This is a genomic window from Synechococcus sp. PCC 6716 (genome assembly GCF_022570815.1).
GTDB classification, from domain to species: domain Bacteria; phylum Cyanobacteriota; class Cyanobacteriia; order Thermosynechococcales; family Thermosynechococcaceae; genus Thermosynechococcus; species Thermosynechococcus lividus.
In genome coordinates this window covers 486,926-505,524 of the sequence record NZ_JAKLTU010000001.1, presented here as the reverse complement: position 1 = coordinate 505,524, position 18,599 = coordinate 486,926, and the positions used below count along the sequence as shown (strand labels likewise).

The following is an 18,599-nucleotide window of genomic DNA, read 5'->3' as shown; positions in this document are numbered from 1 at the left end:
GACGCTGTTCTTCCTGCACAACCAAAAAGCTTATAAGATGCGTTCCGTGCCGGTGGTTGTTGGTTGCCATTGCATTCATCACAGGAGGCACTCATGCTGACTGAGCCACAAACGATTGCACCCACCGCCTTACTCCAGAGTCTTTTAGACTTACGCCATGAGGTGTTTAAGGAAGGGGAGGCTCGCTTTCAGCGCTGGCAACCCCACATTCGCCGTTCCCAGTTTCTGCCAAGTGCCCGGAATTTGGCTTACTATTTGGCCTTGCGCTGGCGGGATCTGCGTGCCATTCAAATGGCATTGATGCCTTGGGGGTTATCCTCCTTGGGGCGCATTGAAGCGCGGGTACTGCCTAACCTTGATGCGGTCATTAACACCTTGGGGGCACTGTGCCACTCTCAGCAGGGGTTGCCTCCGCGACCTCCCTTGGCAGCTTTTTTTGAGGGCGATCGTCAACTGCGCCAGCATACCCAAGAACTCTTCGGGGAGATCCGCGGCAAGCGCCATGTACGCATTATGGTAACGCTGCCAACTATTGCTGCCACAGATCCACAGTGGAGCATTACCCTATTGCGCAAGGGGATGAACTGCGCCCGTATTAACTGTGCCCACGACGACCCCGCCACATGGCAGGCGATGATTGCAAATTTACGGGCGGCGGTGCGCCTCACCAACCAGCCCTGTAAAATCCTGATGGATTTGGGCGGGCCAAAACCCCGGGTAGCAGAGGTGTTTCCTGAGGGGGCACGGATCAAGCCGGGCGATCGCCTCTACGTGCGCTACAACATCGATCGCTCCCGTGCGGGTGTTGTTCAGATCACGTGCTCCCTACCGGAAATTTTGCCCCAGCTTAAGGTGGGCGATCGGGTATGGCTGGACGATGGCCACATTGGCGGGCAGATTGTGGCAAAAAACGAGCAAGAGATTGAGCTAGTCCTCAGCCATTGCAAAAAAGGCCAACGCCTGAAACCGGATAAAGGCTTTAACTTCCCGGATAGCCAACTGTCGTTGTGTCCCCTCACTGATCGCGATCGCCAACACCTTGATCTAATTGTTCAGGAGGCTGACCTCATCGGTTACTCCTACGTGCAGTCTGCGGCTGACATTGCGCTCCTACAGTCAGAGCTTACCCAACGCTGTGGCGATCGCGCTCAGCGGCTCGGTATGATCGCCAAAATAGAAACCCCCCAAGCCATCCGTGCCCTGCCGGATCTCATAGTGCAGGCCGCAGGGCAGCAACCCTTTGGCATTATGATTGCCCGCGGCGATCTAGCCGTTGAAATTGGCTATCAACGGCTTGCGGAAATGCAAGAAGAAATCCTCTGGTTGTGCGAAGCTGCCCACGTCCCTGTCATCTGGGCCACTCAGGTCTTAGAAAATTTGGTTAAAAAAGGGGTGCCCTCCCGCGCAGAAATGACTGATGCGGCAATGGCAGAGCGGGCGGAGTGCGTCATGCTCAACAAAGGTCCCTACGTTGGTTTAGCCGTCGATACGCTGGATGATGTGCTGGTTCGCATGGAAGCCCATCAACAGAAGAAAACGCCTCAACTGCGTGCCCTACACTCTTGGCAACCCAGTGCGCCTGGCTACTAGGATTTGGCAGGAGCCGTAGATGCTTTCAGCACGGTTTCAAACAGGTGCATCACCTGCGTCCAAGCATCGTGAGCCGCCGCTGCATCGTAACTGTCGCGCTGATCGCAAAAGAAGCCGTGATCTGCCGGATAAATGAAAATGTGATGGCGGATGCCATGGTGGTGCAGCGCCCTTTCAATCTCTTTAACCTGCTCCATAGGAATACTTTGATCGCGATCGCCAAAAAAGGCGTAGAGCGTCCCGCGAATTTTCGGGGTTATGGCCAAGGTGGGCAGGCCGCCACCGGGAGTCATGGTGGTAATGCCCGCGCCATAAAACGCAGCAGTGGCCTTGATGTCGGGTAACTGAGCCACTAGGTAGGCCACATGACCGCCAAAGCAAAAGCCGATGGTGCCAATGGCATCCCCTTTCACTGCCTCTAACCCTTTCAGGTAAGCAATGGTGGCCTGAGTGTCGCTGAGGAGTTCATCGGCCTTCGTTTGGTTTTTGTACTGCCGCCCCAAGTCAATGTCAGCAGCGGTGTAACCGGTTTCAAACTGCGGCGCAAAGCGTTGGTACAACGCTGGGGCGATCGCCACATAGCCCTCACGGGCAATTCGTTCCGTCACATCTCGGATATGGGCATTAACCCCAAAAATCTCCTGAAACACAATGACACCAGGGTAGCATCCGGGGGCGGTGGGTGCCGCCAAGTAGGCATCAATGAGCAAATCACCATTGACCACTTTTACCCAACGACTGGTAATGTCTGCCATGACTGCCGTCCTATGCAGAGATGTCTAAGTCTGGGAAGGTACGTTTAATATCGTTCACCAGTTCATCCAGTTCCGCCAAAGCAGATTGGATGTCAATACTAATGGTGCCAGTACCGGGAAGCTCCATCAGCATTTTCAGACTCTCTCGTTTACTGAGAATGATCTGTAGGCGATCGCGCAGAGTGGGCAAATCCATAGATGTATAACCTATCTCAAAGACCACTCCTACTTTAACCCCCCCTTGGGGCAATTCAGCCCCTTTGGCTGAGAAGCGAGGCAGAATGACTCATTCCCCATTGATTTCAACAGGCCAATTAACGAAGAGGCACACACATATGGCTCATCACCAAAAAATGTTTAACGATTTAATTAGATATTGGGCGTTGCTGAATAGCTAAATAATAGCTAAATAGAAGTACGATTTTTGGGTTTGAGTCTTTTGGTGCCCTCACCCTAGCCCTCTCCCAAAGGAGAGGCAACAGGACTCTTAGCTCCCTTCTCCCCAAGGAGAAGGGTTGGAGATGAGGGCAATTCATAGCCACACTCAGCAACACCAGATATTGTATTTGTGGTATCAACGCCAGTGCGTTCTCGCTAGAGATTATATTATATATTTCTCAGTAGGGTGCACCTCGGCCCCCTGCTAAAGTAAGGCTTCACTTGCCTTGGCAAAAAACTATAATATAACTTTTTGTAAGCCGATGAATAAGAACTTCGTCAAAGCCCTGTGCACTCAAAGTTGCATGGGGCTCATAAGCTTGGTCTTACTATCGCCTTGGGCCAATGCTCAAATTACTCCAGCAACGAATGCAACTGGGACAACCGTCGATGTCATCAATCATCAGTTCAACATTGGTGGGGGAACCCTCTCAGGGGATGGCAAAAACCTCTTTCACCTGTTTCGGGAGTTTGGCCTCCACAGTGGACAAACGGCAAATTTCCTCTCCAGTCCCCAAATTCGCAACATTTTGGCTGGGGTGAATGGTGGTCATGCTAGTTACATCAACGGCCTCATTCAAGTGAGTGGGGGCAATAGCAACCTTTACTTATTAAACCCCGCTGGCATTGTCTTTGGGCCACAGGCACGCCTTAACCTCCCTGCTGCCTTCCATGCCTCCACCGCATCGCGGGTACACTTTGCTGGGGGTTTCTTTGACCTTAACGGCACCAACACCTACACAAACCTAGTTGGTAACCCAACCGGCTTTGAATTTGCCAACAAGGGGATCATCATCAACGAAGGGCATCTTAGCGTCAACGCGGGACACACCCTGAGCCTGATGGCGCATCAGGTCATCAACACCGGCACCCTTTCCGCTCCGGGCGGTACCATTAACATCATTGCCGTGCCCGAATCAGGACTTGTGCGGGTTTCGCAAGAGGGGATGCTCCTGAGCTTAGAAATTCCCMAAGAGAGGCTGCCCGCCGATGGGGTTATCCAAGCGATAGATCTACCGACCCTCCTTGCTGGGGGCAATGGCTATCCAGCCGTGAACAGTGTGATTCAAAATGCCGATGGCAGCATCAGCTTAGTTCACGATGCCACGAAGTTACCCATGACAACCAATACCGCTGTCGTGGGTGGCACCCTTGATGTTGCTAGCCCAGCCGCCCAAGGAGGACAGATTACCATTGCAGGTTTGGGTAGCAACATTGGCTTGATCAGCGCCCAACTGACTGCGGCTGGCGCAACTGGCGGCGGGACAATTTTAGTGGGCGGCGACTACCTTGGGGGCACAACTGAAACCAATCGCCTTGATAGTAGCTTTAATGCCCAGAACCTGTTTGTAAATGCCACCAGCACCCTAAATGCCGATGCCCTTAGCAATGGCAATGGCGGCACTGTCATTAACTGGGCAGACAATAGCACCCGCTTCAAGGGGCAGATTACAGCGCGCGGCGGTACCTTTGGTGGCGATGGTGGCTTTGTCGAAGTATCTGGCAAGCAATACCTTGACTTTCAGGGGATCGTGAATACCACTGCGGTTAACGGCGCAACAGGAACCCTTTTACTCGATCCGACAGATATTTATATCTCTAATTCACTAGATAATAACATCACATCTTCATCGCCATTTAGTGCTGTAAGTCCGCTACCATCTTCTGATCTCAATATCAATACATTACTGGCAGCCTTAAATTTATCAAATGTTATTGTGACAACTGCCAGTAGTGCAAATGCTGCTGGCAATATTTTCGTACTTGCTCCAATCATTAGTAATTCACCAAACTCTTTAACCCTAAACGCAAACAATAATATTATTATTCGCGAGCCAATTTCACTTCAAGGTGATCTTAATTTACAAGCACAAGGGGTGATTCAAAATCAGTTTTCCCAAAATAATCCGATTAATATTAGTGCTGCAAGTATTCAAGCAAACGCATCCATACAAACCAATGGAACGAACATCAACCTCAGTGCAACAGGCAACATTACCTTGCCCGCCAACGGTAATATTACAACTGTCGCAAACACAGGAATTGGCAACATCACTATTGCTAGCACAAGTGGGACAGTGTCCCTCGGTGGGTTGCTGGCAGCCGGTTTAGGCAATATTACTATCAATGGCAATACTAATCTACTGGGGGGAACATCTTTTTCTGGCTCTAGCATCAATATTAACGGAACGATTAATGGCAATCAGGACTTGAGTTTTAACTCCACAGGAGCTACTGTTTTGGGGGGCAATATTAATGTTGGTAGCATTACAACTAGTTTAACAGGGACAACTCAAATTCGTGGAAATATTGATACTACTGGTAATCAAGTATTTAACAACCCAGTCACCATTAATGATGCCACACCCAGCAACCCATTAACAATTAATGGCAATCAATTGATCTTTAATGCAACTCTGAATACTGCAAGTAGTACGTTCTCACTAACCAGCAATCAAATTAACTTTAACGGTGGCGCAGGCAGTGTGTCCGGATCAGGGATTTTCGTGCTTGGTAAAAATACGGGTACCTTTAGTCAGTCAGACCTAGCGCCTTTTGCGAACGGCTTCAGCGCAATTATTCTGAGTGGCCCCTCTGGTGTTTCCATCACTAGTCATCTGACTGCCCAAGATCCCTTGATTATTGCGAGCTTTGGTTCTATCAACACTAACGGTAACTCCATTACAGGCATTGACAATGCTGGAATCACACTCCTCTCCACTACGCCACAGACGTTTCAGAGTTTTCAGAGCGGTAATTTGAACCTTGCTAACCTTGGTCAATTACCTGTTGGGCAAGGCAGTATCAATGTGGGGAATATTTCTACAACTGGTGGCAATATCGTCATCACTGGCCAAGCCATCACGGCTGGCAGTTTGCTGACAAGCGCTCTGGGGACTGGGATCTTTCTGAATGCTGCGGGCACCATTAACACAGCCAACCTCACCACAAACGCAGGGGTCGTTAATCTTGCCTCGGCCAACGGCAGTATTGACACTGGTGACATTTTTACGCGGGGCGGTAATATCTCGATTGCTGCTAGCAACGGCAACATTACGTCAGGCTCCCTTATCAGTGCTGGCAGTGGCGGTAATGTCAATCTTTCTGGGATCAATCTATTATTGAGTTTTATTAATGCTGGCACTGGAAACGTCGATATTTTTGCAGGTAATTCGTTGCGACTAACGGGAGCCTTTACTGTTGACGGCATTCTCACCAGCATCTATGGCAATGCCATTAATATTTTTATTAATAGTGATACCTTTTTCTTGGTTGGTAATCCAGCGGTCAATGGTACGCTTGGTGCGCTGGTGACCCCCAATTCAGTGATTGCCCCCCTAGCGAATGGCAATCCAACGATTCTTTCGGGAACGGTTGAGCGTGGCAATATTCGCTTCCAGAATTTAGGCCCTAATCTGGTCTCTAATCCTTGCTCGCAGTTGCAGTACAGTAACAGTGAGTGTACTCAGGCGGCTAACAATGTATTGCAACCTCCACCACCGGCAATAATTCCGCCGTTGCAGCCCCCTTCTGAGCTTCCACCAGTCCTGTTTCCACAAGAGATTGCCCTTGCTCTAGAGAATAATGACTTAGAAAATGCCCTAATTTTGCTCGATCAGATGGGGTGCCAAGAGGTCAGCAGCTATTTTGGGCGCAGCTGTGATGCGGATGAGCTATCGCTGGCGCAAATTCAGGCCATCCTCAACGAAATTGCCAAGCAAACGGGCAAGAAACCTGCGGTCATTTACATGCTCAACCGTCCTGAACAAACGGATCTCTTGATGGTGACTCCTGAGGGTGAGCCAATTTATCAAGCCGTGAAGGGGGTGGGGCAACTCCAAGTTCTCAAAGCTGTTGAGGAGTTCATGAACAATGTGCGGGATCCGCGGCTCGTCAATACCCGTACCTACTTGCCAGCATCGCAACAGCTTTATCAATGGTTGATCGCGCCGCTGCGTCCGCAACTGGAGGCTCAAGGGATAGAAACGCTGGTCTTTGTGCCGGCTGGTGGGATGCGAGGGATTCCAATGGTGGCACTGCACGATGGTCAAGGCTTTTTGGTAGAGCGCTTTAGCGTTGGGCTAGTACCCAGTATGAGCTTAATGGATACCCGCTACCGCAATGTTCAGCAGGGGCGCATTTTGGCTATGGGAGCCTCGGAGTTTGTGGATCAGTCGCCATTACCGGCGGTACCGATTGAATTGGCTCAGATCACAGACGATTTGGGGGGTGGGAAAGAGTTTTTGAATGAGGCGTTCACCATTTCTAATCTTCAGGCCCAACGGCGGAGTGGAGCTTATCAGGTGATCCATTTGGCCACCCACGGCGAGTTCCAGCCGGGGTCTCCAGAAAATTCCTATATTGCGTTTAGGGATAGCCGCTTGAATCTGTTGCAGCTGCGCAATTTGCAGCTCTACCGCCCGGATACTGAACTGTTGACCTTGAGTGCGTGTCGAACTGCCGCTGGGGATTTGGGGGCAGAGTTAGGCTTTGCTGGTTTGGCGGTGCAGTCAGGGATTAAGTCGGTGCTGGCCAGTTTGTGGTACGTCAGTGATGAGGGAACCTTGGCCTTGATGACTGAGTTTTATCATCAGTTAAATACGGCACCAATTAAGGCTGAAGCGTTGCGGCAGGCGCAGTTAGCGATGCTGCGGGGGGACGTTCAAGTCAAGGGCAATCAACTGCAAACCCCACGGGGATCAATTCCGCTGCCGCCAGACGTGGCTCGTGGCGGGGGCGATCGCCTCCTCAGACATCCCTACTATTGGTCTGCGTTTACGATGATTGGCAGCCCGTGGTAGCTTGTCCTAGCTAATTCAATCGGTCAATGTGCAGCACTATGGAGGGCGGTGCTTGGGCGTGAAGCTGGGCCTGTAAGGTCATGGCGGCAGCTATCAATGCGTCTAAGTCAAGGCCATAATGGGTGGGGTCGCACTGTTGCAGGCGGCGGGTTCCTTCCCCTAGAAGTAAAATTGCCCCCCGGGAGTTACTGCGGCTAGCATGGTAACAGGCAACAGCAATCTGCAACAGACCTTGATAAAAGGTGCGATCGGGTTCGGTAGCCTCTAACCACAGCACTTCGAGGGTGTCGTGGCACGCATAGTATTGGCCGCTGTTGAATTGGGCGATCGCTTGCTGTAGGGGGTCAGATAAATGCATCGGTTATCCTGAAGATCGATGAACACGCTCACAGCTAAGTAAATAGCAGATAACACCCCATGCGTATTCGCTACACCTAGGACATACAATCACTTTGGAGCTGAACATTAACACCTTCCCCGCGCTTGCAAGCGGAGTCCTTGGAGAACTCTCAATGATTTTTTACAAAAACATGACTGGCGATCGTTTGTTTCACGAGTGCTTGCTCCTTTACAAAGGATAAAACGATTGCCGAAGCTGCGGTCACAGCGTTCAACGAGCAGTATAATACCGGTGAGTTTACAGAGATTTTTGAGGCAGCGGATCCACGCTTCTAGGAAACTACGAGCCCTGAGGAACTAACGAACATTTTAGCGACTGTCCAAGAGGGCTTAGGGTCTGTTGAAGAGATCAACCAAACCTCATGGACGGTAGAAGCTCTCCCCGAAGGCTCCCTCGTCAAATTGGCCTACAATGTGGAATTTGCCGAAGCCAGTGGCACTGAAGAATTTGATTACCTGATTGCCGATGGAGAAGCCCGGCTCTTGCGCTTTAAATTTATATACCGATAACGTATTTACGCCACTCTTGGTGCGTCCCTGTACGTACGTGCTTGGTGACTTCAAAGTACAAACTGCTAATGGGGCGGCGGGGCGTTTGCCGCAGGGGCATACTGGCTTCTTTGGGGGTTCGGTTACCCTTTTTGACATTGCAGCGCACGCAGGCAGTCACAATATTTTCCCAACTCTCACCACCTCCACGGGACTTTGGCACCACATGATCCAGAGTGAGTTCGTCACCTGTATAACCACAGTATTGACACGAATGATTATCACGGTGCAGGATATTGCGGCGAGTCAGCGGAATTTCTTTATAGGGGGTGACCACGTAGTGCCGCAGGCGAATGACTGTGGGCAATGGAAAGTTGTTATAGACCAGCTTCCCGTTGTGCTCAATTTGCTCTGCTTTGCCCTTAATTAAAAGAACAACGGCCCGCTGCCAACTCGTAATATTGAGTGGTTCGTAGGAGGCATTGAGTACCAGAACCTTTGCCATACTCGTTGACACACGGCATCCCTACCGATGATAGCATATTTTGCTGCTGCGATTTTAACCCAATCAGCTTTAGCGATTCATATGCTCAGCAAGAAGTGCTTGGGCACGGGGTTTATAGAGCAGATAAAACAGCGATTCCATGTAGCGCATCATATCTTCACGATTTTCTTGAGAGGAGAAGTTCCAGAATCCGTAGATTTTTGCGAGGGACAGTAAGCGGGTACAGTGAATTTTCCACGTGTAAGTGCTATAGACCCTCTCTATCCCTGCTTTAGAAATGCTGTGCCAGTAGTTGGGATCGCGATCGCACCGCTCTAAAAAGGCAACTATTGTGTCCGCCATTTCTTCAAGGTGGGTGGGGTTAATGTAAAAGCCGTTGATACCGTCTTGAATAATTTCCAACGGGCCACCAAACCGCGTACCAAAGGTAGGCAGGCCAGTGATCATGGCTTCTAAGATCGTCAGACCAAAGGCTTCAAAGAGCGCGGGCTGCACAAATACCCCTTGATGGTCGGCAATAATGCGATAAACTTCGCCGGAGTCGGCTTTGGGCAAGCGCACCCCTAACCAGCGAATTTTATCGTGGAGATCGTACTGGTGAATGATTTGATAGAGCTTTTCAATTTCACTGATTTCTTCGCGATCGCTAGACTCTTCGGTGCGGAGTTTGCCAGCCACCAGAATGAGATTACAGTGCTCTTGCAGAGCTTTACTGCGGCCAAAGGCTTCTGCTAGGCCGGTGAGGTTTTTAATGCGGTCTAAGCGAGCCATTGAAAACAGAGGGCGTTTTTCCGGGTGACTGAGGTGGCCATAGACCTGCTGGGGGTCATCTAGGGTAAAGAGTAATTCCTCTAACCGTTGGCGATCGCCCTCGAGGCGGTCTCCCTGTTGATAGTAGGGGAAGTACACTTGCTCATTGACGCCGGGGGGCACCACATTAAACTTGGGGCTAAACAGTTCAATGCCATTGACGACATGGTACAAGTCCGGCATCGTGAAGGATTGGTAGGACTCGTACTGGCCAATGCTGTCGGGAGTGCCAACAATTTCTTGGTAGGTGCTGCTGATAATAAAATTGGCAGCATTCATGGCAATTAAATCCGCCGTAAACTGCAGGGAAAAGTGGTATTTATCCTCCAGATCTTGCCAGTAGAGGTTACTAAAAAGATACTTGGATTTTTCAAGGGCATGGGCAATATTGCACTGGGTGACCTTGAGGCGGCGCGCCAGTAAAAATGCCACCAAATTGCCATCGGAATAGTTGCCAATAATGAGATCTGGCACATGGCCAAACTCAGCCCGTAGTTCGCGTTCGGCATCAATGGCGAAGGTTTCAAGGTACGGCCAAATTTCAAAACGGGATATCCAGTTTTGGGTCACCGCGGGGTTAAACTCTCGGAAGGGCACCCGCAAAATCCATGCATCAGTGGTACCGTAAATTTTTTCGAGGCGCTGGTTGCAAAGGGTTCCCTCAGCATTGGGAATCAGGCGAGTGAGGACAATAATTTTCGGGTGGACATCAAGAACATCTAGCCCCGCCAGCTCCAGATCTTCACGGATTTGTTTTTCAAGGCTTTTCACCTGATCAAGGATATAGACAACTTGGCCGCCAGTGTCGGGTCGCCCCAGCACCCCCTCTTGGCCAAACCAACCGTGGGGCGAAATCAAGGCAATCCGAAAGATCATCGGAATCCGCGATACAAAGGCTTCGAGAACTTGGTGATCGGGAGAGTCCAGCAGTTGATCCAAAATTTCAAGGGTGTCGCGTACTCGCGCGGCGGTGTTCCCCCACCCCGGTTCAAAGCCGAGGGTTTGCAGGTCAAAGCGGAATTCGTTGTAGGGTTCAGCCGCTGGGCGATCGCCGAGGTGAATAATGGCTTGCTTCACCTGTTCTGAAAGATGCTGTGGTGAGCGTATCCGCTCGTTGATCAACAGTTGACAGCCGTTGTAGCGGTGAACTTGTAGGAAGTTAAAGAGGTTTTGCTGCCATTGGCGTGGATCTTGGAATAGCTTACTAGACAGATAGCGATTGAGGAAGGCCACGCCTTTGCCAATATTTTTGGAGTCGCGAATCGTGGGGGAATAGTCGTAGAAGGGCTGAACATCAATTTCAAACACATCCCCTTCGTTAGGATGGTAGCGATTCACAAAGCGATCGCGCAAGTCCAGTAGCTCTGGTACCGACATTGGCACAATGGTTAAGTCTTCAAGGAGTCGATACACCTCCTGTTGGGCAATCCGAGGACGAATAATCCAGCATAGGCTTTCATTATCAACAATAATTTCTTGGGTAAAGAAGATGAGCTTACCTAAGCGCGACTGAGTCATAGGAGTGTTAGGTTTGCCCTGTTCACGGCAGTACTCATCAAAGGCCGCTAAAATTTCGTTGCGCAGCAAATAGCGTTTCTCGCCAAGCTGCAAAATACGGACAAACTGACGCAGGTCACTGCGTTCGTCGCTTTCGACCACTGATTTGAGGAGTAGGGATGTCATCGAAAAAACCTAGATCACAACAACACCTTAAACTCTAGACGGGGCTGGAGTAAAGCACGTTTCTCCTGATGCTAAAACTGCCTTAGGTTGCATCATTCGACTCATCACAGGCTCAAAAATACGCCAAGAGAAGCCGCCCTCAAGCTTGTTCTTCAACCTCAGCAGCGGATGACGCTGAGTCATGGCTCAGCGGATTAAGCACTACAATAGCGCTATGCCTGCAATAGCGCCATGCCTGCTGAAGTAGTGGACATTCTCAGTGCCGAAGACCTGCGGCGCACAGTGACCCGGTTGGCCTCCCAAGTGGTTGAGAAGGCACGGGAGAACCTAGGGGCGATCGTCCTGCTGGGGATCCACACCCGCGGGATTCCCCTCGCACAATTATTGGCTCAACAAATTGAGTCCCTCGAGGGGCTGTCTGTGCCGGTGGGGGCGCTCGATATTACCTTTTACCGCGATGATCTTGACCGTATTGGCCCGCGTACGCCTCAGCAAACCACCATTCCGGTAGATTTGAGTGGGCGCATTGTGCTACTGGTGGATGATGTGATTTTTAGTGGCCGTACCGTGCGCTCTGCCCTTAATGCTGTCCATGACTATGGGCGACCCAAGGCCATTTGGCTATTAGTCCTCATTGATCGGGGGCACCGCGAATTGCCAATTCATCCAGATTTCACCGGTAAAGTTTTACCCACTGCCCGCGATGAAGTGGTCAAGGTGCTGTTGCAGCAGACGGATGGGCGAGACGGGGTCGAGTTGTGGAAGCCTGCCGTCTAGGCGAGGCCATCAGCCGTTAGTAAGACCTTGTACAGCCCCGGTCGGCGATCGCGAAAGAAGCCGTAGGCGGCGCGGAGCCGCTCAATAGCAGCCAGATCAAATGCGTGTACTAGAACCGCCTCATTGGAGCGATCGGCGACTTCTACTAGATCACCACGCGGATCGGCAATAAACGAACTGCCGTAGAAGACGTGACCGTCTTCGTCCCCAACACGATTGGCGGCCACAATGGGAATCACATTGGCCACCGCATGACCCACCATCACCCGCTGCCATGGGTCTTTTGTATCCAAGGTGGGATCGTGGGGCTCACTCCCAATGGCGGTGGGGKACAGCAGAACCTCTGCCCCCATCAAGGTCATCGCTCGGGCCGCCTCAGGAAACCACTGATCCCAGCAGATCCCAACCCCTACCTTGCCGTAGCGGGTGCGCCACACCCGAAAGCCGGTGTTCCCAGGGCGGAAATAAAATTTTTCTTCGTAGCCAGGGCCGTCGGGAATGTGACTTTTGCGATACACTCCCAAGGTAGTGCCATTGGCGTCAATCATGGCCACACTGTTGTAATAGACGGTGCCGGCTTTCTCAAAGAAAGACACCGGAATTACAACCGCCAGTTCTCGTGCCAAGGCTTCAAAGTGGGCGATGGTGGGGTGATTCCTGAGGGGATGCGCCCGTTCAAAGTAGATATCCCGCTCTTCCTTACAAAAATAATGGCCTTCGAAGAGTTCGGGTAAGACGATGACCTGTGCACCCTGACGGTGGGCTTGCCGAACTAGCTCACTCAGGTGCTCAATATTGGCATCTAGGTCGTCACTTAGTTTTGCTTGAACGGCAGCAACAGTTAGTGTTTTCATAGCTCCTGCTGGGTGATGCAATGGAAGGCACCGCCCCCTTCTAAAAGGGTACGAGCACTCAAGCCAATTGTGGTGCGGCTAGGAAAAAGATCTGCGATCGCGGCAACGGCTTTGGCATCTGCCTCAGTGCCGTAGGTAGGCACCACAACGGTGGTATTGGCAATATAAAAATTCACATAGCTGGCAGGTAAAATCTCCCCTTGGGTGCTGGTTACGATCCCCGGAGAGGGCAGGGGAATAATTGTGAGCGATCGCCCCCGGGCATCCGTAAGCTGCTGTAACTGTTGATAAATCGCACTGAGAACGTCGTAGTTCGGATCCTCGCGGCTCCAAGGCAGCATACACACCACTGTTGCCGGTGCCACAAAGCGTACCAAGGTATCGATATGGCCGTCGGTGTGATCGTTGGCAAGCCCCGATTCAATCCAGAGAACTTTTTCCACGCCGAGGGCATCCCGCAGGTGTGCCTCAACCTCAGCAACCGTCACACCCGGATTGCGGTTGGGGTTGAGTAAACATTGCTGGGTACTCAGGCAGGTTCCCTCGCCATCCACCTCAAGGGCACCCCCTTCTAAGGTCAGGGATAGGGTGCGGTAGGGCAACCCCATCAATCTAGCTAAGCGGGGGGCTAGCTCGGCATCGCCCGCTAGCTCGTACTTCTTGCCCCAGCCATTAAAGGGTAAGCACAGGAGTTGGCGATCGCCCTGCTCATTCACTAGGGTAATAGGAGCTGTATCCCGTAACCAAATATCGCCAAAGGGCACGCGGTGAAACTGCGGCTGCAATGCACCAAGGAAAGACTGTGCCTCACGCTCTCCGGCTTCATCGAGAACTAGGATGTTCAGTGGCTCACCGTAACAGTAACCCGTCCTAGGATCAGGGTTGGCGATCGCCCGGCACAACGCTGTAAACTCAGCGCGCACCTGCGGCAGTAAATCTCCCCACAATGCTTCGTGGCTAGGAAACGCTAACCAACAGGCACGATGGGGCTGCCATTCCGCAGGCTGAAAAAACGAGGTCGGCGAGATGCCCATTTACCTCTTTTTGCTTGCTTTAGAGGGATTGGCCTTAGCAGCAGCCTTGTTAGGTCCTTTCTTGCCCTTAGGAGTTTGCTGAGCTTTGGTGCTACCACTGTACTTACGGCGGAAGCGCTCGACCCGCCCCTCCGCATCCAGAATTTTCTGAGTGCCGGTAAAGAAGGGGTGGTTCCCCGACCAAATGTCCACATGGAGTTCTGGCTTCGTTGACCCAACGGTCATCACCACTTCACCATCACAATAAACTTTGGCCTCAGGGTACCATTGCGGATGAATGTTAGGTTTGGGCATAGGAACCTCGCAAAAACGATAGAACAACCAATGACAGCCAAATAATGCTAGCGCTTCGAGTATTGTGGCGCTTTCCGTGCCTTGCGTAACCCGTACTTGCGCCGCTCCTTCGCGCGGGGATCACGGGTGAGATACCCCTCAATTTTCAGGGGCTTACGATTTTCGAGATCCAATTGACACAGTGCCCGCGCCACCCCCAAGCGGATAGCATCGGCTTGGCCGGTTAAGCCACCGCCACTCGCATTCACATAGATATCGTAGCTACTCTCAAGACCAAGGGTTTCGAGGGGTGCTTTGACCAGCCCTAAATAGGTAGGGTTATGCTGCAAGTAATCAGCGCCGTCCCGACCATTAACGATAAATTGGCCATTGCCGGGTATCAATCGGACTCGGGCAATGGCGGATTTACGACGACCCGTTCCCAGATAAACAACTCGTTTCGACTGATCAGCAATCTGCATGGCTTAAGCTCCCGGAATGGTGGTAATGGTTAAGAACTGAGGTTTTTGGGCTTGGTGAGGGTGCTCCGCCCCAGCATAGACTTTCAGCTTGGTGAACAATTTACGCCCAAGGGAGTTTTTCGGCAGCATTCCTTTGACAGCGTGCTCAATGATCCGCTCAGGGATGCGGGCTTGCAACTGATCAAAGGTCTCTATTTTCATGCCTCCCGGACGACCGGAATGGCGACGGTAGAGCTTTTGGGAGCGTTTTTTGCCCGTAACCGCCACTTTCTCGGCGTTGATCACAATGACAAAATCACCGGTGTCCATATGGGGTGTATAGATGGCTTTGTTTTTGCCTCTGAGAATCCGGGCGATCGCCGTCGCAAGGCGACCCAGGCGCTGATCCGCTGCATCAATAACGTACCACTGGGGGTCAAGGGACTCCACGGTGGGTAGCGGCGTTTTCAGGGTATTGGTCATCACAAACTCCATAGATTCTTAAGCAATCGACAAGTGCGGCAAGGCGGTGGCCAACTGAAACTGTGGCATTGCATGGGTGCACAGCCCACGGGGAAAGGGCGGCTCAGGGTAGCCGACGCCTAGCAGACACAGACCCGCCGCTGGGGCTGCATACTTCACTAAATGGCGTTGCTCTTGCTGCCAGATCTCCGTAAAACTGGCGGGCGATCGCCGCCCTTGGCCGACCTGCACCAAGAGACCCACCAGCAACCGCATCATCCCGTAGAGGAACCCAGAGGCCTGCACCTCAATTTCCACTAAGGCACCGCGGCGCTGACAGCTCACCTCCTGCACCTCTACCCACGAATGGCGGCGCTTCGACCCTGCACGATGAAATGCACTGAGGTGATGCCGCCCGACTAACGGCATCAACACCGCCTGCATGCTCTCTGTATCAAGGGGGTACTGGTAGCAGTGCCACGTTAACCCCCGCAAAAACAAGTTGGGGCAAGGATCCGTGTAAAGGGTATAACGATAGCGCCGCCAAAGCGCCGAAAAACGCGCATGCCAATGCTCAGGCACGGCTGCCGCTGCTCGAATCAGAACATCCATTGGCAAACGCGCATTTAAGACCGCTGGCCAGCGATGGGCAGGAATCGGCGAGTTAACCGTGACGTGGGCAACCTGACCCGCCGCATGTACCCCAGCATCTGTGCGCCCGGCCGCCACTACACTCACTGGATGATTCACGACACGGGCGATCGCCTGCTCCAGAACCTCTTGTACAGTCCGTTGCCCCACTTGGCGTTGCCAGCCGTGGAACGCCATCCCTTGGTACTGAATCAGCAGTGCAAGGCGCTGTTGCCCTGTCGTTGCCATCGCTGCCATCCTCAGGCTCAAACGAGTTCAATAACCGCTAGTTCAGCATTGTCCCCCCGCCGCCGCACGCTGCGAATAATGCGGGTATAGCCACCGTTGCGATCGCCATAGCGCTCAGTGGCCTGGGCAAAGAGCGCATGAACCAGTTGCTTATCGTAGAGATACCCCAATGCCCGCCGCCGCGCCGCCAGCGACCCATCCTTTGCCAAGGTAATCATTCGTTCTGCCTCTGAGCGCACAGCCTGTGCCCGTGCCTTCGTGGTCGTGATGCGACCATGGCGAATGAGTTCTGTCGTGAGGGAGCGCAAGAGTGCCCGTCGCTGATCCGCAGGCAACCCCAGTTGGGGGACACGACGTTGATGACGCATATCAAAAACCTCAACCTGATAACTTTAGTTAGTTAGAGCGAACCGCTTTTTGGGGGGGCAGCGTAATACCCAAGTGCTTTTGTAGCGCCTCAATCACTTCTTCGGCAGACTTTTGGCCAAAGTTCTTGATTTCCAATAAATCTTCTTGGGAATACTCCAATAAGTCCGCAACCGTATTCACTTGGGCACGCTTCAAGCAATTGTACGCCCGCACCGAAAGATTCAATTGCTCAATTTGAATTTGACCCGTTTCATCGTATTCATCGGTTGCCGTTGTCTCTGAGGCATGCAGGGGCACTTCCTTCAACGGACTAAAGAGATCCACCAAAATGCCCGCTGCTTGGTTGAGGGCATCCTGAGGGGTTAAGCTGCCATTGGTCCAAATCTCAAGCTTCAGATAGTCCTGTAAGGGGCGCTCTCCCTCAGTGCCACTGGTACGCATCGAATCAACACTGTAATTCACGCGCCGCACCGGCATAAATACTGCATCTAGCTGCAAGTAGTCCAGCGCCATGCGATCGTCGCGCACCCGCTCCACCGAACGGTACCCCTTATCACGCTCCACTTTGAACTCTAGCTCTAAAGTTGCTCCTGGCATCAGCGTCGCAATGTAGTGATTGGGGTTGACTACCTCCACATCGGAGGACAACTCAATCAAAGCCGCTGTTACCGTTAACGCCTCGGACTCAGGGGCTTGGGCGTAGATGCGACCCACCTGAGGCTCAGTTGTATGGCTGCGAACCACTAGCTGCTTCATTTGCAGCAAAATATCCATCACATCCTCACGCACACCGGGAATCGTAGAGAATTCGTGATTAACACCAGCAATACGCACCGCCGTCACAGCACTTCCCGGTAAATCAGACAGCAGCACCCGCCGCAGTGCATTCCCCACCGTTACCCCTTGACCGGGCGCTAAAGGATGGAGCGCAAACTGGCCATACTGACTTTGATCCTCTTCAATCCGTGTCTCTAAACATTCAATTTGATATGCCATAGCCATGCTCCCAAATAACCCAAACCCAAACCTCATCCTTAGACTCGCCGCCGTTTGGGAGGGCGACAACCATTGTGGGGAATTGGTGTGACATCTCGAATGAGGGTAATTTCGAGCCCAGCCGCTTGCAGTGCCCGAATAGCCGTTTCCCGACCCGACCCGGGCCCACTCACCATGACCTCAATTTGGCGCATACCCTGATCAATGGCACGTCGTGCCGCACTATCGGCAGCGGTTTGAGCCGCAAAGGGGGTTCCTTTTTTTGCGCCCTTAAAGCCACTGGAGCCAGCAGAGGCCCAAGCGATCACTTCACCGCCGGGATCGGTAATAGAAACGATTGTATTGTTGAAGGTTGATTGAATGTGGGCAACGCCACTGGGGACATTGCGCTTTTGCTTACGAGGGCCAGACCGTTTTGCAGAGGGTGCCATAATCTATCCAAATATGAGGGTCGAACAGGTTACAGAGACGGAAACAACTATTTTTTGGCAGCAGGTTTCTTCTTGCCAGCGACAGTGCGACGACCACCGCGGCGAGTACGGGCATTCGTGCGCGTCCGCTGTCCCCGTACGGGTAGCCCCAAGCGATGCCGCCGACCACGGTAACTGCCAATATCCATTAACCGCTTGATGTTCATGGCTTCAAGGCGGCGTAAATCCCCCTCCACTTGGTAGTCGTCAATGGCGGAGCGCAAGGCCGCTACATCAGCATCCGATAAATCGCGGGTGCGGGTATCAGGATTGACCCCCGTTTTCGCTAAAATTTCCTTTGAGCGGGTCAAGCCAATCCCATAAATATAGGTCAGGGCAATTTCAATACGCTTGTCCCGGGGCAAGTCAACACCAGCAATACGAGCCATGAATCTAGTTCCTATCTGTTAAACAACTAACGGGTTACCCTTGGCGCTGCTTGTGCTTGGGGTTGGTGCAAATCACCATCACCCGACCGCGCCGCCGAATAATGCGGCATTTTTCGCAAATACGCCGTACCGATGCTCTTACTTTCATATTAGTCGCTCATCTA

The 18,599-nt window shown here is 52.1% G+C and carries 19 protein-coding genes; 3 read left to right on the top strand and 16 right to left on the bottom strand.

Annotation, left to right across the window (positions count from 1 at the left end; genetic code table 11):
• The first annotated feature begins 93 nt into the window (after window positions 1–93).
• On the top strand, window positions 94–1,590 hold the full coding sequence (locus L5220_RS02445) for a pyruvate kinase (RefSeq protein ID WP_499571338.1): 1,497 nt from the start codon (window positions 94–96) through the stop codon (window positions 1,588–1,590).
• On the opposite strand, the gene L5220_RS02440 is transcribed toward L5220_RS02445, so the two are convergent.
• Window positions 1,587–2,345, bottom strand: a complete 759-nt coding sequence (locus tag L5220_RS02440; RefSeq protein ID WP_499571336.1) for a dienelactone hydrolase family protein — start codon at window positions 2,343–2,345, stop codon at window positions 1,587–1,589. The genes L5220_RS02445 and L5220_RS02440 overlap by 4 nt on opposite strands.
• Window positions 2,346–2,355: 10 nt before the next feature.
• The gene (locus tag L5220_RS02435) at window positions 2,356–2,541 is read right to left on the bottom strand and encodes a hypothetical protein (protein ID WP_099799738.1); all 186 of its coding nucleotides are present in this window, start codon (window positions 2,539–2,541) and stop codon (window positions 2,356–2,358) included.
• 547 nt (window positions 2,542–3,088) lie between these two features.
• Here L5220_RS02435 and L5220_RS02430 point away from each other — a divergent pair.
• On the top strand, window positions 3,089–7,585 hold the full coding sequence (locus L5220_RS02430) for a CHAT domain-containing protein (protein WP_499571334.1): 4,497 nt from the start codon (window positions 3,089–3,091) through the stop codon (window positions 7,583–7,585).
• Between the two features lie 10 nt (window positions 7,586–7,595).
• On the opposite strand, the gene L5220_RS02425 is transcribed toward L5220_RS02430, so the two are convergent.
• The 3 genes from L5220_RS02425 to L5220_RS02415 all read right to left on the bottom strand — a co-directional run bounded on the left by L5220_RS02425 (window position 7,596) and on the right by L5220_RS02415 (window position 11,471).
• A complete protein-coding gene (locus L5220_RS02425) occupies window positions 7,596–7,943 on the bottom strand; it encodes a DUF309 domain-containing protein (RefSeq protein WP_499571332.1) in 348 nt (115 codons plus the stop codon).
• 537 nt (window positions 7,944–8,480) lie between these two features.
• Window positions 8,481–8,978, bottom strand: a complete 498-nt coding sequence (locus tag L5220_RS02420) for an HNH endonuclease (protein WP_099797572.1) — start codon at window positions 8,976–8,978, stop codon at window positions 8,481–8,483.
• A gap of 69 nt (window positions 8,979–9,047) precedes the next feature.
• A complete protein-coding gene (locus L5220_RS02415; protein WP_448527455.1) occupies window positions 9,048–11,471 on the bottom strand; it encodes a sucrose synthase in 2,424 nt (807 codons plus the stop codon).
• Window positions 11,472–11,702: 231 nt separating this feature from the next.
• On the opposite strand from L5220_RS02415, the gene pyrR reads away from it, so the two are divergent.
• The gene (pyrR, locus tag L5220_RS02410; RefSeq protein ID WP_099797573.1) at window positions 11,703–12,248 is read left to right on the top strand and encodes a bifunctional pyr operon transcriptional regulator/uracil phosphoribosyltransferase PyrR; all 546 of its coding nucleotides are present in this window, start codon (window positions 11,703–11,705) and stop codon (window positions 12,246–12,248) included.
• On the opposite strand, the gene aguB is transcribed toward pyrR, so the two are convergent.
• Genes aguB through rpmJ form a run of 11 tightly spaced genes read right to left on the bottom strand, consistent with a single transcriptional unit; the run spans window position 12,245 to window position 18,583 of the window.
• Window positions 12,245–13,102: an N-carbamoylputrescine amidase gene (gene aguB / locus L5220_RS02405; RefSeq protein ID WP_499571330.1), complete on the bottom strand. Its 858-nt coding sequence runs from the start codon at window positions 13,100–13,102 to the stop codon at window positions 12,245–12,247. The genes pyrR and aguB overlap by 4 nt on opposite strands.
• Complete coding sequence (locus L5220_RS02400; protein ID WP_499571328.1) at window positions 13,099–14,136, bottom strand: agmatine deiminase family protein; 1,038 nt, start codon at window positions 14,134–14,136, stop codon at window positions 13,099–13,101. The genes aguB and L5220_RS02400 overlap by 4 nt, the downstream gene beginning before the upstream one ends.
• Entirely contained in the window at window positions 14,137–14,430 is a 294-nt protein-coding gene (gene rpmE, locus L5220_RS02395) for a 50S ribosomal protein L31 (protein WP_499571326.1), read from the bottom strand.
• Between the two features lie 47 nt (window positions 14,431–14,477).
• Window positions 14,478–14,891, bottom strand: a complete 414-nt coding sequence (gene rpsI, locus L5220_RS02390) for a 30S ribosomal protein S9 (protein WP_099797577.1) — start codon at window positions 14,889–14,891, stop codon at window positions 14,478–14,480.
• Between the two features lie 3 nt (window positions 14,892–14,894).
• A complete protein-coding gene (rplM, locus tag L5220_RS02385; protein WP_448524857.1) occupies window positions 14,895–15,353 on the bottom strand; it encodes a 50S ribosomal protein L13 in 459 nt (152 codons plus the stop codon).
• An 18-nt stretch (window positions 15,354–15,371) separates the two neighbouring features.
• Window positions 15,372–16,220 (bottom strand): tRNA pseudouridine(38-40) synthase TruA, encoded by an 849-nt coding sequence (truA, locus tag L5220_RS02380; protein ID WP_448524856.1) that lies wholly within the window; start codon window positions 16,218–16,220, stop codon window positions 15,372–15,374.
• An 8-nt stretch (window positions 16,221–16,228) separates the two neighbouring features.
• Window positions 16,229–16,579 carry a 50S ribosomal protein L17 gene (rplQ, locus tag L5220_RS02375; RefSeq protein WP_448514482.1) on the bottom strand — a complete coding sequence of 117 codons (351 nt, stop codon included), beginning with the start codon at window positions 16,577–16,579 and terminating at the stop codon, window positions 16,229–16,231.
• Window positions 16,580–16,607: 28 nt separating this feature from the next.
• Complete coding sequence (locus tag L5220_RS02370; RefSeq protein WP_499571323.1) at window positions 16,608–17,576, bottom strand: DNA-directed RNA polymerase subunit alpha; 969 nt, start codon at window positions 17,574–17,576, stop codon at window positions 16,608–16,610.
• A gap of 38 nt (window positions 17,577–17,614) precedes the next feature.
• Window positions 17,615–18,007: a 30S ribosomal protein S11 gene (rpsK, locus tag L5220_RS02365; RefSeq protein WP_099797580.1), complete on the bottom strand. Its 393-nt coding sequence runs from the start codon at window positions 18,005–18,007 to the stop codon at window positions 17,615–17,617.
• A 47-nt stretch (window positions 18,008–18,054) separates the two neighbouring features.
• Complete coding sequence (gene rpsM / locus L5220_RS02360; protein ID WP_099797581.1) at window positions 18,055–18,435, bottom strand: 30S ribosomal protein S13; 381 nt, start codon at window positions 18,433–18,435, stop codon at window positions 18,055–18,057.
• A 34-nt stretch (window positions 18,436–18,469) separates the two neighbouring features.
• Window positions 18,470–18,583 (bottom strand): 50S ribosomal protein L36, encoded by a 114-nt coding sequence (rpmJ, locus tag L5220_RS02355; protein ID WP_099797582.1) that lies wholly within the window; start codon window positions 18,581–18,583, stop codon window positions 18,470–18,472.
• Window positions 18,584–18,599 lie beyond the last annotated feature (16 nt).